The 16,206-nt window shown below is 43.9% G+C and carries 16 protein-coding genes; 15 read left to right on the top strand and 1 reads right to left on the bottom strand.

Annotated elements, in window-relative coordinates:
- The first annotated feature begins 26 nt into the window (after nt 1–26).
- Nucleotides 27–950: a YARHG domain-containing protein gene (locus tag GT674_RS08150; protein ID WP_161285238.1), complete on the top strand. Its 924-nt coding sequence runs from the start codon at nt 27–29 to the stop codon at nt 948–950.
- A gap of 103 nt (nt 951–1,053) precedes the next feature.
- On the opposite strand, the gene GT674_RS08145 is transcribed toward GT674_RS08150, so the two are convergent.
- On the bottom strand, nt 1,054–1,269 hold the full coding sequence (locus GT674_RS08145) for a helix-turn-helix domain-containing protein (protein ID WP_161285237.1): 216 nt from the start codon (nt 1,267–1,269) through the stop codon (nt 1,054–1,056).
- A 669-nt stretch (nt 1,270–1,938) separates the two neighbouring features.
- On the opposite strand from GT674_RS08145, the gene GT674_RS08140 reads away from it, so the two are divergent.
- The 14 genes from GT674_RS08140 to GT674_RS08075 all read left to right on the top strand — a co-directional run bounded on the left by GT674_RS08140 (nt 1,939) and on the right by GT674_RS08075 (nt 16,186).
- Complete coding sequence (locus GT674_RS08140) at nt 1,939–2,886, top strand: L-lactate dehydrogenase (protein WP_118698730.1); 948 nt, start codon at nt 1,939–1,941, stop codon at nt 2,884–2,886.
- Nucleotides 2,887–2,970: 84 nt separating this feature from the next.
- Complete coding sequence (locus tag GT674_RS08135; protein ID WP_118698729.1) at nt 2,971–3,765, top strand: CoB--CoM heterodisulfide reductase iron-sulfur subunit B family protein; 795 nt, start codon at nt 2,971–2,973, stop codon at nt 3,763–3,765.
- A complete protein-coding gene (locus GT674_RS08130) occupies nt 3,765–4,166 on the top strand; it encodes a 4Fe-4S dicluster domain-containing protein (RefSeq protein WP_161285236.1) in 402 nt (133 codons plus the stop codon). Before GT674_RS08135 ends, GT674_RS08130 begins: the two co-directional genes overlap by 1 nt.
- Before the next feature lie 7 nt (nt 4,167–4,173).
- Entirely contained in the window at nt 4,174–6,162 is a 1,989-nt protein-coding gene (locus GT674_RS08125; RefSeq protein WP_118698727.1) for a CoB--CoM heterodisulfide reductase iron-sulfur subunit A family protein, read from the top strand.
- Complete coding sequence (locus GT674_RS08120; protein ID WP_117851105.1) at nt 6,153–6,596, top strand: hydrogenase iron-sulfur subunit; 444 nt, start codon at nt 6,153–6,155, stop codon at nt 6,594–6,596. The genes GT674_RS08125 and GT674_RS08120 overlap by 10 nt, the downstream gene beginning before the upstream one ends.
- Nucleotides 6,584–7,558: a 4Fe-4S dicluster domain-containing protein gene (locus GT674_RS08115; protein WP_161285235.1), complete on the top strand. Its 975-nt coding sequence runs from the start codon at nt 6,584–6,586 to the stop codon at nt 7,556–7,558. The genes GT674_RS08120 and GT674_RS08115 overlap by 13 nt, the downstream gene beginning before the upstream one ends.
- 3 nt (nt 7,559–7,561) lie before the next feature.
- Nucleotides 7,562–8,602 carry a 4Fe-4S dicluster domain-containing protein gene (locus GT674_RS08110; RefSeq protein WP_161285234.1) on the top strand — a complete coding sequence of 347 codons (1,041 nt, stop codon included), beginning with the start codon at nt 7,562–7,564 and terminating at the stop codon, nt 8,600–8,602.
- Nucleotides 8,602–9,456 (top strand): FAD/NAD(P)-binding protein, encoded by an 855-nt coding sequence (locus GT674_RS08105; protein WP_118698723.1) that lies wholly within the window; start codon nt 8,602–8,604, stop codon nt 9,454–9,456. Before GT674_RS08110 ends, GT674_RS08105 begins: the two co-directional genes overlap by 1 nt.
- 38 nt (nt 9,457–9,494) lie before the next feature.
- Nucleotides 9,495–10,169, top strand: a complete 675-nt coding sequence (locus tag GT674_RS08100) for a 2Fe-2S iron-sulfur cluster-binding protein (RefSeq protein ID WP_161285233.1) — start codon at nt 9,495–9,497, stop codon at nt 10,167–10,169.
- A 15-nt stretch (nt 10,170–10,184) separates the two neighbouring features.
- A complete protein-coding gene (locus GT674_RS08095; RefSeq protein ID WP_161285232.1) occupies nt 10,185–11,798 on the top strand; it encodes an FAD-dependent oxidoreductase in 1,614 nt (537 codons plus the stop codon).
- Between the two features lie 23 nt (nt 11,799–11,821).
- Nucleotides 11,822–12,664 carry a fumarate hydratase gene (locus tag GT674_RS08090; protein ID WP_118698720.1) on the top strand — a complete coding sequence of 281 codons (843 nt, stop codon included), beginning with the start codon at nt 11,822–11,824 and terminating at the stop codon, nt 12,662–12,664.
- A gap of 2 nt (nt 12,665–12,666) precedes the next feature.
- The gene (locus tag GT674_RS08085; protein ID WP_161285231.1) at nt 12,667–13,233 is read left to right on the top strand and encodes a Fe-S-containing hydro-lyase; all 567 of its coding nucleotides are present in this window, start codon (nt 12,667–12,669) and stop codon (nt 13,231–13,233) included.
- A gap of 161 nt (nt 13,234–13,394) precedes the next feature.
- Nucleotides 13,395–14,084, top strand: a complete 690-nt coding sequence (locus GT674_RS08080; protein ID WP_161285230.1) for a YoaK family protein — start codon at nt 13,395–13,397, stop codon at nt 14,082–14,084.
- Between the two features lie 497 nt (nt 14,085–14,581).
- Nucleotides 14,582–16,186: a YifB family Mg chelatase-like AAA ATPase gene (locus GT674_RS08075; RefSeq protein ID WP_330585502.1), complete on the top strand. Its 1,605-nt coding sequence runs from the start codon at nt 14,582–14,584 to the stop codon at nt 16,184–16,186.
- Nucleotides 16,187–16,206: the final 20 nt, after the last annotated feature.

The following is a 16,206-nucleotide window of genomic DNA, read 5'->3' as shown; positions in this document are numbered from 1 at the left end:
ACGGTCGTGAAATTGAGGTGATACAGATGAGAAGAAAACAGAGACTCAGAGTACTTCTGAAGATTTTGATCTCACTTTTTATTATATTTAGTGCAGCAGCACTTCTGCTGGCCGGAATCAGAAAAAGCAGGATTGAAGCAAGGGAAAGACAGGCGGCAATGGAAGCGCTGAAAAATGCGCCGACAAAAACACCGACAATAACGGTTTCTGTGACACTTTCTCCGACACCAAGACCGACGGCAACACCGACTCCTGTACCTACAGTTGTGGCTGCCTTTGATCCGGATAATTTCTGGGATTACTGGTACAGTACAGATGGAACAGCGACGATCAATGTATATGATATAAGCCTGGACAGGATTTCCTTCAGCTTTTATCAGACAGACCGTGCGCAGACCCAGTCTGTCTCAGCTGATATTACTGCAGAAGTTGCAGGAAATGCAGCAGCATTTTCTTTTTCGGATTCTGCGGGAAATCAGGCATCGGGAAATATCGTCTTTGATAACGGACAATTTTATGTAAAAATTGCGACAGGCGAGCCGGTCAGCTCCGTATATCCGAATGTGAACTGCATCATGAGCCGGGAACAGGTATATCTTCAGCCGGATCCGACGGCAACGCCTGTGCCGGAGAATATGGAACAGACCAGTACACAGACCGGAGAATACTTTTTCCCGGACAGTGCAGACCGTTATCTGACAGATGAAGAGATCGCTGCCTATAGTGCAGATCAGCTGGAACTGGCCAAGAATGAAATTTACGCCCGCCACGGACGACAATTTGTTACAGAGTACATTTCGGACTATTTCAACAGCAAGTCCTGGTATCAGGGAACGGTAGATCCAGAGACCTTTGACGCTCAGCAGGATTCTGTTTTTAACGAATATGAAATGGCAAACATTGCAAAAATAGCAGAGTGGGAAGAAAGAAAATACGGTGAAGAAAATTAAATAAAGAACACCCGTCAGATACACGAAGAGAATGTCAGAAAAATTCTTTTTACGTAATATCCGGCGGGTGTTTTTTCTTTATAGTATTTTATACTATGCAAAACTATCGAATAGGTTCTTTGTTGTCGGTTCGTCCTACAAGATAATCGATGGTAGTATCATAATAATCAGCAAGACGGATCAGCATTTCAATCGGGATCCCGCGGGAACCGGTTTCGTAATGAGAATAGGAACGCTGGCTGATATGAAGGACTTCGCCAAGCTGTTTCTGGGACAGGTCAGAATCAATTCGGAGATCCTGAATACGTTGATATTTCATGAGAACACCTCCTTAGTTTCTATAAGTATAAAGCAGACCGAAATGTGCTGGTGAATTTGGAGCAAAATGGACTCTGTAAGTTGTGCCGGATGCAATGCAGAGGTTGTATTGCCATCCACTACGCAGTCGAGAAGCTGAAGAACATTATAAAATTATACGCTCTTTAATTCTATTAACGCAGCAATAGATTTGGATTCTGAGAAAGCCTCTCCGATAGCTATTTTTTTCGGAGAGACTTTCAACAAAACAATCGAAAATTATCCTGAAATTTTGTACAATATGTAGAACCACTTAAAAATGATAAAAAAATTCAAAAATATGTTGTTAAAAGATTGTCATTGTGGTATTTTAAATGGAGCGGAGAAAACAATATTTTATGCGGAAACAAAGAGGGAAAAGTCCTTTGTTGAAAAAATTTGTGAAAAAACACAATGTGACATGACTTAACCCAGGAAAACAGAGTGGGATTACGTCCGTGTTCCTGGGTTAGGCCATGTCGCAAGGCAGAAAATAGAGTTTAAACCGCTTTTTTTCTAAATGTGATTGTTAAAAAATAAACAAAAAACAAAGAGCATCACACAGGGAAAACTACTAAATCCCACGGAAAAAACAAACAAATTCCAGGGGAAAGACGGTATAATCCCACAAACCCCATGAAAGGAGTTTATTATGAGCAGCAAAATTACTATTATCGGAGCTGGAAGCGTTGGATCTACAATTGCCTATACACTGGCACATGATGAGATTGCTTCTGAGATTGTTCTGATTGACATCAACAAAGAAAAGGTGGAAGGAGAGGTTATGGACATTGAGCAGGGAACCTGCTTCAGAAGTCCCGTATCCCTGACCGCAGGAGATTATGCAGATGCAAAAGACTCCGACATTGTAATCATCACATCCGGAATTGCCCGTAAACCTGGGCAGACCCGAATTGAACTTACTCAGACAAATGTTAATATTCTGAAGAGCATTACTCCTCAGATTGTAAAAGAAGCTCCAAATGCAAAGTATATCATCGTAAGTAATCCGGTAGATATTATGACTTATGTATTTACCAAGATTTCCGGTCTTTCGGAGAATCAGATCATGGGATCCGGAACCATCCTTGACACAGCCAGACTTCGCTATGGACTTTCCGAGCACTTTAAAGTTGCACAGAGAAATATCCATGCTTATGTATTTGGTGAGCATGGTGACACTTCCTTTATTCCATGGACAAGTGCTTACATTTCCGGTCTGAGCACAGATGAATATTACGAAGAAATGAAAGCGTATGGCAAGGAAATAGAACCATTAGACAAAGAAGCTATGCTGGAATATGTACAGAAATCCGGCGGACAGGTTATTGCAAAGAAAGGTGCGACCTTCTATGCAGTATCTGCAACTGTTTGTCAGCTGGTTGGTCTGATTCTGGCTGCCTCTGATTCTCTTGCAACTGTATCCTCTATGCTTCATGGAGAGTATGGAATCGAAGATGTATGCCTTAGCACCCTTACTCTTGTAGGACCAAATGGAATTCAGGGAAAAGTCCAGATGCGTATGAACAATGAGGAAGTAGCACTTCTTAAGAAGAGTGCAGAAGCATTAAAAGAAGTAATCGCACAGATCGAGCTTTAATAATACCAGCAAAGATACCCCGACTTCTTTTTTAAAAACGATAAGTCGGGTTCCACTTTGCCTGAGCAAGAAAGGAAAAGAAGCATGAAGTACAGTTATTATCCAGGATGTACCCTGAAGAATAAAGCAAAAGATCTGGATGAATATGCCAGAGCTTCTGCAAAAGCACTGGGCTTCGAAATGGAAGAGATCAAAGACTGGCAGTGCTGCGGCGGAGTATATCCCCTTGGCAGCGACGAGATTGCCACCAAGCTTTCTTCCGTCCGTGCTTTAAATGATGCAAAAGAAAAAGGACAGGATCTGATCACAGTCTGTTCAGCCTGTCATCATGTGCTTAAACGTGTGAACGATGACATGAAAAATGTGGAAGATATTTGCACAAGAGCAAACAATTATCTGAAACTGGATGCCCCGTATGAAGGAGAGACAAATGTCCTTCATTATCTGGAGGTTCTTCGTGATGAAGTAGGATTTGATGAAATCAAGAAGAAAGTTGTCAATCCGTTAAAGGGTAAAAAAATCGGTGCTTATTATGGATGCCTTCTTTTAAGACCGGGAAAGATCATGGCATTTGATAATCCGGAAAACCCGACTATCATGGAAGAGTTCATCCGTGCTCTTGGAGCAGAACCGGTTATTTATCCATACCGCAATGAGTGCTGCGGCGGTTATATTTCCCTGAAGGAAAAAGATATGGCACAGAACATGTGTGAAAAGATCATGGACAGTGCAAAAGGGTTCGAAGCAGACATGCTGATCACAGCCTGTCCTCTTTGTATGTATAATCTTAGAAAGAACGGAAATGGTGCTCTTCCTGTTTACTATTTTACAGAACTTCTTGCAGAAGCTCTTGGAGTAAAAGAGGAGGTGGCGAAGTAATGGCTTATACATATGGAAATGCCCAGAATGCAGCTGAAAGAATCAAAGAGATTTCAGGAGTAAATCCCCTGAAATGTATGAAATGCGGTAAATGCTCCGCAACCTGTCCTGCATTTAATGAAATGGACATTAAACCTCACCAGTTTGTAACTTATGTACAGAATGGCGATATAGACGCACTTGCACAGTCCAAATCCTTATGGAAATGTCTTTCCTGTTTTGCCTGTGTAGAGCGCTGCCCAAGAGATGTAAAACCAGGAAAACTGATTGATGCTGCCAGACAGCTGGTTGTCCGTGAACGAGGCCAGAACTACCTGGAGGCAGACGAGATTCCGGAACTGATCGATGAGGAAACACCTCAGCAGCTCCTGGTAAGTGCATTCAGAAGATACAGGAGGTGAGAGAAAAGTGCAGAGAATAGGTGTATTTGTATGTCATTGTGGTACCAACATTGCAGCCACAGTTGATGTAAAAAAAGTAGTGGAAATGGCTGCAAAGGAGCCAGGTGTCGTTCATGCTGAAGACTATCAGTATATGTGTTCTGAAGCTGGACAGGCAAAAATTATCAATGCCATCCATGAAAAAAATCTGACAGGAATCGTTGTATGTTCCTGTTCCCCGCGTATGCATGAAGCTACCTTCCGCAAGGCAGCAGCAAAGGCGGGATTAAACCCATATATGGTAGAGATTGCTAATATTCGTGAGCATTGTTCCTGGATCCACAAGGATATGGAGGAAGCTACCTTAAAGGCAGTGATCCTTGCAAGAGCAGCAATCGCAAAAGTAAATTTAGATGCTCCTCTTCAGCCGGGAGAGAGTCTTGTAACAAAACGTGCACTTGTAATCGGCGGTGGTATCGCAGGAATCCAGTCTGCACTTGATATTGCAGAAGCCGGCTATGAGGTTGATATTGTTGAGAAGCTTCCAAGTATTGGCGGAAGAATGTCACAGCTTGATAAGACATTCCCAACACTTGACTGTTCTGCATGTATTCTTACTCCAAAAATGGTAGAGGCTGCAGCACATGAGAAAATCAATATTTATACATATAGTGAAGTTGAAAAGGTAAGCGGATTTGTGGGTGACTTCACAGTTGATATCCGTAAGAAAGCAAGAAGTGTGGATATGAGTAAATGTACCGGCTGCGGTGTTTGCTCTGAGAAATGTCCATCTAAGAAAAATGCAAATGAATTTAACCGCGGACTGAATAACAGAAGTGCTATTTATATTCCGTTTGCCCAGGCAATTCCAAATGTTCCGGTTATTGACCGTGAGAATTGTATTAAATTCAAAACCGGAAAATGCGGTGCCTGTTCCAAGGTTTGTGCAGCAGGTGCAATCGACTATGAGCAGAAGGATGAGATTGTTACACAGAAATACGGCGCAATTGTAGTTGCAACCGGTTTCGATGTAATCCCTCTTGATAAATATGATGAGTATGCATACAGCCAGAGTAAGGATGTTATCACATCCCTTGAGCTTGAGCGTATCATGAATGCGGCAGGACCTACAAAGGGTCATCTTGAGAGACTTTCTGATGGAAAAGCTCCTAAGAATATTGTATTCGTACAGTGTGTCGGAAGTCGTTGCTCTGATGAGAGGGGAAAGAGCTACTGCTCCAAGATCTGTTGTATGTATACTGCAAAGCATGCAATGCTGATCCGCGATAAATATCCGGATACAAACGTAACCGTATTCTATATTGATGTCCGTACTCCGGGTAAGAACTTCGATGAGTTTTATAGAAGAGCTGTTGAAGATTACGGTGTTAATTATGTAAAAGGTCAGGTTGGAAAGGTTATTCCGCAGCCGGATGGAACTCTTATGGTTCAGGCTTCTGATCTCCTTGAAAACAAACAGATTCATATGGAAGCAGACATGGTAGTTCTTGCAGCGGCTATTGAGCCAAATAAGGATGTGAGAAAAATTGCAACCATGCTTACCGCAAGCATTGATACCAACAATTTCCTTACAGAAGCACATGCAAAGCTTCGTCCGGTAGAGTCTCCTACAGCTGGTATTTTCCTTTCCGGTGTATGCCAGGGACCGAAGGATATTCCGGAAACAGTAGCACAGGCTGGTGCAGCAGCAGTAAAGGCAATCGGCCTTCTTGCAAAAGATAAGCTGACAACTAATCCATGTACTGCTCATTCTGACGAGCTTCTTTGCAACGGATGCTCTCAGTGTGCAAATGTGTGTCCATATGGTGCTATTTCCTATGAGGAAAAACAGGTAAATGACCACGGAATCCGTGAAACAAGAAGAATTGCAGTAGTAAACAATGCTCTTTGTCAGGGCTGCGGTGCATGTACCGTAACCTGTCCATCAGGAGCAATGGATCTGCAGGGATTCTCCAACAGACAGATTTTAGCGGAGGTAGATGCAATATGTCGATAGAAGCAAAAGAAGAATTCAGACCCAAGATCGTGGCATTCTGCTGTAACTGGTGCAGCTACGCAGGTGCAGACCTTGCAGGAAGCAGCCGTCTTTCCTACCCGGCTGATGTAAAGATTATTCGTGTGCCATGCTCTTGCCGTGTAAATCCAATGTTCATCCTCCGTGCCTTTGAAAAGGGTGCTGACGGAGTGATCATGTGTGGCTGTCATCCGGGAGACTGTCATTACACAACAGGAAATTATTATGCAAGAAGACGTATGACCCTTCTTTTCTCCATGCTGGATTTCATTGGTGTAGAAAACGGACGTACCCGTGTAGAGTGGGTATCTGCCGCTGAAGGTGTAAAATTCTCCCAGACCATGAATGAGTTTGTGGAAAAAATTTATTCTTTGGGTAAAAACGTCAGATTGGAGGATTTAAGATGCAGGAACTGATCACCCGTGCAAAAGAACTGCTGGCTGATGGAACCGTAGTGCGTGTTCTTGGCTGGAAAGCTGGAGACCTGTCTTACAATCCGGAAGCAGCATATTTTGAAACAGCAGAAAGCCTGGATGAATTTGTTTACAATGGTTTCTGCGGACAGAACTTAAGTAAAATGATGATCGAGGCTTCCAAATTAGAGGGAAAAACCCTTGTCTGTCTGAAGCCTTGTGATACCTATAGCTTTAACCAGCTGATCAAAGAACATCGCGTGGATCGTGAAAAGGCCTATATTATTGGTGTTGGATGCAAAGGAAAGCTGAATGTGGAGAAGCTTCGAGAAATGGGAATCAAGGGAATCAAAAGTATTTCCGGAGCAGAGCTTACAGATGCCTGTGAGGAGCTTCATATTTCCACAATCTATGGTGACAAGACCGTAGCCTACAAGGAGGCAATGCTGGAGCGCTGCCACGTATGCAAAGGAAAAGAGCATATGATCTATGATGAGATCATCGGCGAGTCCAAGGATACAAAGGATGCAGACCGTTTTGCAGAAGTTGAGAAAATTGAGAAAATGAGCCCGGAAGAGCGTTTTGCATTTTTCCAGAAGGAGCTCAGTAAATGTATCCGCTGCAATGCATGCCGCAATGCATGTCCGGCCTGTAGCTGCCGTAAATGTGTGTTCGACAGCACCAAGTTTGACAGTGCCCAGAAGGCAAACGTGGATTCCTTTGAAGAAAAAATGTTCCACATTATCCGTGCATTCCACGTTGCAGGAAGATGTACAGACTGTGGCGAGTGCAGCCGTGTTTGTCCGCAGGGTATTCCGCTTCATCTGTTTAACCGTAAGTTTATCAAGGATATTGATACATTCTACGGCGAATATCAGGCAGGAGCAGATGACCAGTCAAAAGGCCCGCTGACCAGCTTTACATTTGATGATGTAGAGCCAGGTGTAGTGGCAGAAAGGGGATAATGTATGTATAAGATTGAAAAAGAAAATCTGGAAGCATTATTCCGGAAAATCGCAGAAAGCCAGGATCTGATCCTTCCGATCAAAAAGGCAGGACAGACCAACTTCGGCCTTTGGAATGAAGGAGAAGAGGCTGATCTTGATACACTGAAAACCGTAAAATCCGGTAAAGATGCCTTTTTCCCACAGAGTGAAACTCTTTATACCTGCGTTCGTGATGGAAAGAAGCTGACTGTTGAACCGGAAGAGCTTAGAAGCAGTCCTTTCGTTGTATTTGGCATGAAAGCCTGCGATGTAAAGGGTATGGAAGTGTTGGATAAGGTTTTCCTTGCAGATCCTATTGACACTTTTTATGCTGCAAGAAGAGACCATGGAACTATCGTTGCAATGGCATGCCATGAACCGGAGGAGTCCTGTTTCTGTAAGGTTTTTGGAACAGATGCAGCAGATCCTGCAGCTGATGTGGCTGTCTGGATGGTAGAAGGAACACTTTACTGGAAAGCAATCAGTGAAAAAGGTCAGGCTCTTACAGAAGCAGTTAAAGACCTTCTTACAGATGCAGATGCCTCTGATGAAGCAAAGGTTTCTGCTGAAAAAGAAGCAATCCATAATATTGTAGAGCAGCTTCCATATACACATCTTTCTCTGGAAGGATGGGATGGAAATGCAACCGATGAGAAGTTTAATTCTCCTGTATGGGAGACTTTATATAAACCATGCCTGGCATGCGGAACCTGTACTTTTGTATGTCCTACCTGCCAGTGCTATGACATCAAGGATTACGACACAGGACACGGTGTAAAACGTTATCGCTGCTGGGATTCCTGTATGTATTCTGATTTCACAATGATGGCTCATGGAAATAACCGTACCAGCCAGATGCAGAGATTCCGTCAGAGATTCATGCATAAGCTTGTCTATTTCCCGGCTAACAATAATGGCATGTATTCCTGCGTGGGATGCGGCCGTTGCGTGGAAAAATGCCCGTCATCACTGAATATTGTGAAGGTGATCAAGGCTTTTGAAAAGCATGGAGGTGAAAAGTAATGAGCGAATGTACCTGTCATAAAAACTACACACTGGATACGTTGATCCCACAGGTTGGCGTGATCACAGACATTCATGAGGAGACTCCGGATGTAAAAACCTTCTGCGTAACTGCACCGGACGGAGGCAAGCTTTTCGAGCATATGCCAGGTCAGTGTGCAATGGTTTGTGCACCAGGAGTAAGTGAGGGTATGTTTTCCATTACCTCTTCTCCTACAAACAAAGAATATCAGGAATTTAGTATCAAAAGATGCGGAGATCTGACCTCTTATCTGCACAGCCTTCAGGTTGGTGATGAGATCACAGTCCGAGGACCATACGGAAACCATTTCCCGGTAGAAGATAAGCTGAAAGGCAAAAATCTTCTGTTTATTGCCGGAGGTATTGGTCTTGCACCGCTTCGTTCCGTAATTAATTACGTGCTGGACAACCGGGATGACTATGGTACTGTAGATATTCTTTACGGTTCTCGTTCTGCAGACGATCTTGTAAAATTAAAAGAGATCCAGGAAGTCTGGATGAATGCAAAAGATGTAAATGTATACCTGACCATTGACCGTGAGCAGGAAGGCTGGGACGGACATGTTGGCTTCGTACCTACATACCTGAAAGAAATCGGTTTTGATACAAATAAAGTAGCCCTTGTCTGCGGACCGCCAATCATGATCAAGTTCGTACTTCAGGGACTGGAAGAGCTTGGATTTACAAGAACTCAGGTTTATACAACATTGGAGCTTCGTATGAAATGCGGTGTTGGTAAATGCGGACGCTGCAATATTGGATCTAAGTACGTATGTAAGGATGGTCCGGTATTCAGAATGGACGAAATTGACCAGTTACCGGATGAGTACTAAGCAAATAATTGACAATCAGAAGAAAGGAACAACCCAACATGGAAAATATGGTAAACGTATATTTCTTCGGTAAAAAATACACTGTACCTGCAGACCTGACCATTATGACAGCTATGGAATATGCAGGCTACACATTAAAAAGAGGCTGCGGCTGCCGTCATGGATTCTGCGGTGCCTGTGCAACCATTTACAGAATCAAAGGGGATAACGAACTGAAAACCTGTCTTGCCTGTCAGACACAGGTACAGGAAGGCATGTATGTGGCAAGCATCCCATTCTTCCCTACTGACAAGAGAATTTACAACATGGAAGAGCTTCAGCCGAACCAGCAGGTAATGATGGAACTTTATCCTGAAATTTACAGCTGTATTGGATGTAATGCATGTACAAAAGCATGTACCCAGGACTTAAATGTAATGCAGTATATTGCATATGCACAGAGAGGCGAGCTTGAGAAATGTGCTGAGGAATCCTTTGACTGTGTAAGCTGCGGATGCTGTTCCGTAAGATGCCCGGCTGGTATTTCCCATCCAATGGTTGGTCTTCTGGCAAGACGTCTCACAGGTAAATACATTGCCCCGAAGAGCGAACACCTTGCAAAACGTGTGGAAGAGATTCACGAGGGTAAATATGATGACCTGATCGAGCAGATCATGCAGAAACCGATCACTGACATGCAGGAACTTTACAACAACAGAGAAATTGAGAAATAAGGAGGGCGTAAAAAAATGTATGCACCATATCCAGAAAATATGATGGAATCCATCAAAAAGGTAGAGGCTACAAGAGCAGAGCGTATGGCAACAGAGCCAAAACGTCTGACCGCTGATGAGAAAGACACTCTTCTTAAGAAATTCCATCCGGATTATAACCCAGATGCATTTGCCGAAATCAAGGTAGGACCAAACAAAGGTCAGAAAGCACCACTTGAACTGGCAGAAATGCTTCATTCCGAAAGCCGTTTGCTGAACGAAAAAATTGACCTTAACAAAATCGATTATGATGTAGATGTACTTGTAATCGGCGGCGGCGGTGCAGGCTCCTCCTGTGCCATCGAAGCCCACAATGCAGGTGCTGACGTTATGATCGTCACAAAGCTTCGTATTGGTGATGCCAACACCATGATGGCAGAGGGTGGAATCCAGGCAGCAGATAAAGAAAATGATTCTCCCGTACAGCACTATCTGGACTGCTTCGGCGGCGGACATTTTGCCGCAAAGCCTGAACTGGTAAAGAGACTTGTAATGGAAGCTCCTGATGCCATCAAATGGCTGAATGACCTTGGCGTTGAATTTGATAAAGAAGAAGACGGAACCATGATCACAACACATGGCGGCGGTACTTCCAGAAAGAGAATGCATGCTGCAAAGGACTATTCCGGATCCGAGATCATGCGTACCATCAGAGATGAGGTTATCAACCTTGGTATTCCTGTAGTTGAGTTCACTTCTGCTGTTGAGCTTCTGAAGGATGAAAAGGGACAGGTAGCAGGTGCTGTTCTTCTCAACATGGAAACAGGAGATTACTCTGTTGCAAGAGCAAAGACTGTAGTAATCGCAACAGGTGGTGCAGGAAGAATGCATTATCAGGGATTCCCGACATCTAACCACTACGGTGCAACTGCAGATGGTCTTGTGCTTGGATACAGAGCAGGTGCTTCTCTTCTTTATCAGGATTCCATTCAGTATCATCCAACCGGTGCAATCTATCCGTCACAGATCCTTGGTGCACTGGTAACTGAGAAGGTTCGTTCCGTTGGCGCACAGCTTGTAAACGTAAACGGAGAAGCTTATATCCATCCACTTGAAACACGTGATGTAAACGCTTCTGGTGTTATTCGTGAATGTGAAGAGGGCCGTGGCGTGGAAGTTCCGGGCGGATTAAAAGGTGTATGGCTTGATACTCCAATGATCGAGATTCTTGGAGGCGAAGGCACCATCGAAAAGAGAATTCCGGCTATGTTCCGTATGTACATGAACTATGGCATTGATATGCGAAAAGTGCCGATCGTGATCTATCCAACACTTCATTATCAGAATGGTGGTCTGGAAATCGACGGAGACGGATTTACAAAGGAAATTCCAAACCTTTTAGTTGCGGGAGAAGCAGCAGGCGGAATCCACGGAAGAAACAGACTGATGGGTAACTCTCTTCTGGATGTAATCGTATTTGGAAGAAATGCCGGTAAAAAAGCAGCTGCAAAATGCAAAGACGTAGAACTTGGAGAAATGAATCTGAATCACGTTTATGCATATGAAGAAGAACTGAAAGAAGCAGATGTACATACTGATAAGGTATCTCCATTACTGCTTCCGAAATACGCTCGTCACGAACAGCGATAAGAAAAAGAAGGGAGCTTACCAAAATGCGTGAAGTAGAAGTAAGCAGACTTACAGATGTCATTGAAAAACTCTGTATCGAAGCAAATGAACATCTTCCGGAAGATGTAAAATGCGCCATCAAAACATGCCGTGCATGCGAAGACGGAGAAATCGCCAAGGGCGTCCTTGATAATATTATTGAGAACTTTGATATTGCCGATAAGGAGAATGTGCCGATCTGCCAGGATACCGGAATGGCATGTGTATTTCTGGAAATCGGACAGGATGTACACTTTGTAGGCGGAGATTTCACTGATGCCATCAATGAAGGGGTACGTCGTGGATACGACAAAGGATATTTAAGAAAATCTGTAGTAAGGGATCCTGTACGTCGCGGAAATACAGGAGATAACACACCGGCTATGATCTATACAGAGATCGTTCCGGGAGATCAGGTTAAGATCACAGTAGGTCCAAAAGGCTTCGGAAGTGAGAATATGAGTATGATCCGTATGTTTAAGCCGTCTGCAGGACTTCAGGGAATCAAGGATTTCATTTTGGAAGTAGTAGAGACAGCTGGTCCTAATCCATGTCCTCCTATGGTAGTCGGAGTCGGAATCGGCGGAACCTTTGACAAATGTGCTCTTCTTGCAAAGAAAGCACTGATGCGTCCTCTGGATTCCCACAACCCGGATCCATTTTACGCAGATCTTGAGAACGAAATGCTTGAGAAGGTGAATAAGCTTGGAATCGGACCTCAGGGCTTTGGCGGAAAGACCACTGCCATCGGTCTGAATATTGAAACAATGCCTACACACATTGCGGGAATGCCGTGTGCAGTTAATATCAACTGTCATGTAACCCGTCACAAAACGGAGGTGATCTGATCATGGAAAAAAGAAAAATTACACTGCCTCTGACAAAAGAACTGGCAAAGACTCTTCATGCAGGAGATCAGGTTCTTCTTACAGGAACTATCTACACCTCCCGTGATGCAGGTCATAAGCGTATGTGTGAAGCTCTTGCAAGGGGAGAGAAGATCCCGTTTGACCCAACAGATGCAACAATCTATTATGTAGGACCGACTCCTGCAAAACCAGGAGCAGTAATCGGTTCCGCAGGGCCTACAACCAGCGGACGTATGGATGCCTATGCACCGACTATGATGTCAGTAGGAGCACGCGGTATGATCGGAAAAGGAGCACGCCTTCCAGAAGTTGTAGAAGCCATGAAGAAATATGACGGCGTTTACTTCGGAGCGATCGGCGGTGCCGGAGCTCTTCTTGCCAAATGTATCAAGAAAGCTGAGCTGATTGCATATGAGGATCTTGGCGCAGAAGCACTTCGTAAGCTTTATGTAGAGGATATGCCGCTTGTTGTTATTATTGACAGCGAGGGAAATAACCTTTATGAAGAAGGACGTAAGGAATATCTGAAAGAGCATAAACCAGAGTAATCATCGGTGTTTTAAATTTGACATATAAGAACGATATAGCCTGTATATCAAATTGAGTGTTTACAGGATTTATAGTTTATAACTTTGAAGGTGCAGCGGACTTGACAGAGTTAAAATCGCATATGCAGAACAAAGGCGAAAGACAAAGGAAGGAACTTGCTATGGACCATCATAAGAAGGTACAGACCTCAGAAGCTTTCATAAACAGTGCATTTCTTGCAGTGTCAGGAGGATTTCAGGATGCCTATACCTACTTCACACGCGACGGCGTTTTTTCCAACGCTCAGACCGGAAACGTGGTACTGATGAGTGAGCGGTTTATGAACGGCGAAGTGAAAGCAGGATTACATTATCTGGTTCCTCTGACCGCATTTTTCTTTGGAGTACTGCTGGCAGAGCGTATTCAGAATAAATTTCGCTATGCCAGACGCTTTCACTGGCGCCAGGGAATCCTTCTGGTAGAAATTATCCTGCTGTTCTTGGTAGGCTTTGTACCGGGAAATATGAATGTACTGGCTACCACCATGGTATCCTTCTCCTGTGCCTTGCAGGTACAGACCTTCCGAAAGGTAGAAGGAAACTCTTATGCCAGTACCATGTGCATCGGGAATCTCCGAAGCGGTACAGCAGCTTTTTCAGCCTACATACGCGAAAGAAAGCCGCGCCTGCTTCACCAGGCACTGTGCTATTATGCCATTATCTTTCTGTTTGCTATAGGAGCAGGAATCGGCGGACGACTCTCTGTGGCATACGGTGAAAAAGCTATCTGGGTATCCAGTATTTTGCTTCTTATCAGCTTTCTGATTATGTTTATTGAGGAGATTGAAGAAGCAGAGCATCATTGGCAATAAAAATATATATCAGCAGATATTAAAAACGGAATCTCTGAAAAGGGATTCCGTTTTTTGTTGGCTCTGCAAAAATACAGATATGGATTTATTTGATCGGTGTCTTGTTGTCAATGCGTCCTACAAGGTAATCGATTGTAGTATCATAATAATCTGCAAGCCGGATGAGCATTTCGATTGGGAATGTGAAATATGCAGTTGAGCTTTGACTGGCAATAGATTATAATAAGATCAGAGCAAAAATCTTTCTTTAAAAGCCTGCATATAAAAGGCAGGTTTTTCTTTTTTTCTGAAAATCTTATTATATTCCAGCAAAATATTATAACAGAAACAATTCTGCAAAGTACGAAAGACAGAATTGTTGAAGAAAACACTAACATATGTTGAAGAAAACAGTTCAGTAACTGTTCACAGGTAATATTCCGCGAGGTGTTTTGACATGAATATGGCAAAATCCCGAGACATACGGGGCAAAATGCCATCACCGAAGGTGATTTGGAATGCATTTTGACCAAGTTACTGTGAACGGAGTGAACAGTAACGAATATCAGGCAGATCGGGGGCCGGAAGAAGAAAGGAGAAAAATGTTTGCAAGTGTACTATCAGCAGCAATTTTGGGAATGGAGGTACATCCCATTCAGGTGGAGGCAGATGTCAGTGATGGGCTGCCTTCCTTTACTATGGTCGGTTTTCCTTCAGCGCAGGTAAAAGAAGCACAGGACAGGGTAAGAACAGCACTGAAAAATAATGGGATTGCGCTTCCGCCAAAGAGGATTACTGTCAATTTTGCTCCGGCAGATATCAAAAAGGAAGGAGCAGGCTTTGATCTTCCGCTTGCGGCGGCGGTTCTTGCTGCCTCAGGGATATTAAGACCGGAACAGCTTACGGCAGTCATGATGGCCGGGGAGATCAGCCTGAATGGAAACATTCATGCAATCTCAGGAATTCTGCCAATGATAATACGGGCAAGGGAAGAAAAGTGTCGTTTCTGCGTTGTCCCGGCAGAAAATCTGAAAGAGGCAAGACTGATTCCGGATATGAAAGTGATCGGTGTGAGAAATCTCAATGAAATGATCCAATATCTGAGAAATCCGGAAGACTACTGTATGGAGGATATCGAAAGTACAGTGGAAGAAAATACGGAAAAAACAGATTTCTGTGAGATCAAAGGGCAGGAAAGTCTTCGAAGAGCGGTAGAGATTGCAGTCAGTGGATTTCACAATCTGCTTATGATCGGACCACCGGGAGCAGGAAAAACCATGATAGCAAAAAGAATACCCGGGATCATGCCGTCACTGAGTTTTGAGGAAGGACTGGAACTGACCAAAATCTACAGTATTGCGGGGCTTTTGTCTCCGGGTGATCCTCTTGTGAGAAAACGGCCATTTCGAAGTCCACATCATACCTGTTCTGCACAGGCATTGGCCGGCGGCGGACGAAATCCCAGACCGGGAGAGGTCACGCTGGCACACAGAGGCGTGCTTTTTCTTGATGAGATGCCGGAGTTTTCAAGGCGGAGCCTGGAGATTTTGCGACAGCCTCTGGAAGATAAAGTGATCCGAATCTCAAGAGTATATGGAACCTATGATTTTCCGGCAGATTTTATTTTGTGTGCGGCAATGAATCCCTGTCCCTGCGGGCATTATCCTGATATGAATCGCTGTCATTGCACCCCGGCACAGGTTTCACAGTATCTTGGAAGGATCAGCCAGCCGCTGCTTGACAGACTGGATCTCTGTGCGGATGTGACACCGGTATCTTTTGAAGGGCTGAGCAGCAGCCGGATCGGAGAATCGACGAATAAGATTCAGGAACGTGTTACACGGGTCCAGGAAATACAGAGAAGCCGATACAGGAATGAAGGAATCCAGTTCAATGGGGAACTCAAAGGAAGCCAGATAGAGCGATTCTGTAAACTGGACGCCCAGGGAAGGGGTCTTCTTAAGATGGCATTTGAGCATATGCCATTCAGTGCACGGGCATATCACCGTATTCTGAAGGTGGCAAGAACAATTGCAGATATGGATGATTCAAGAACTATACAGAAGCATCATATAGGGGAGGCGCTTTCCTATCGTGCGTTTGACAAAAAATACTGGAACTAAAGTGTCATAAAACAGGAAAG

This window comes from Blautia sp. BIOML-A1, assembly GCF_009883055.1.
Taxonomy (GTDB): domain Bacteria; phylum Bacillota; class Clostridia; order Lachnospirales; family Lachnospiraceae; genus Blautia_A.
Note: the sequence above shows the minus strand (reverse complement) of the source record. Positions and strands in the feature narration are given on the sequence as shown.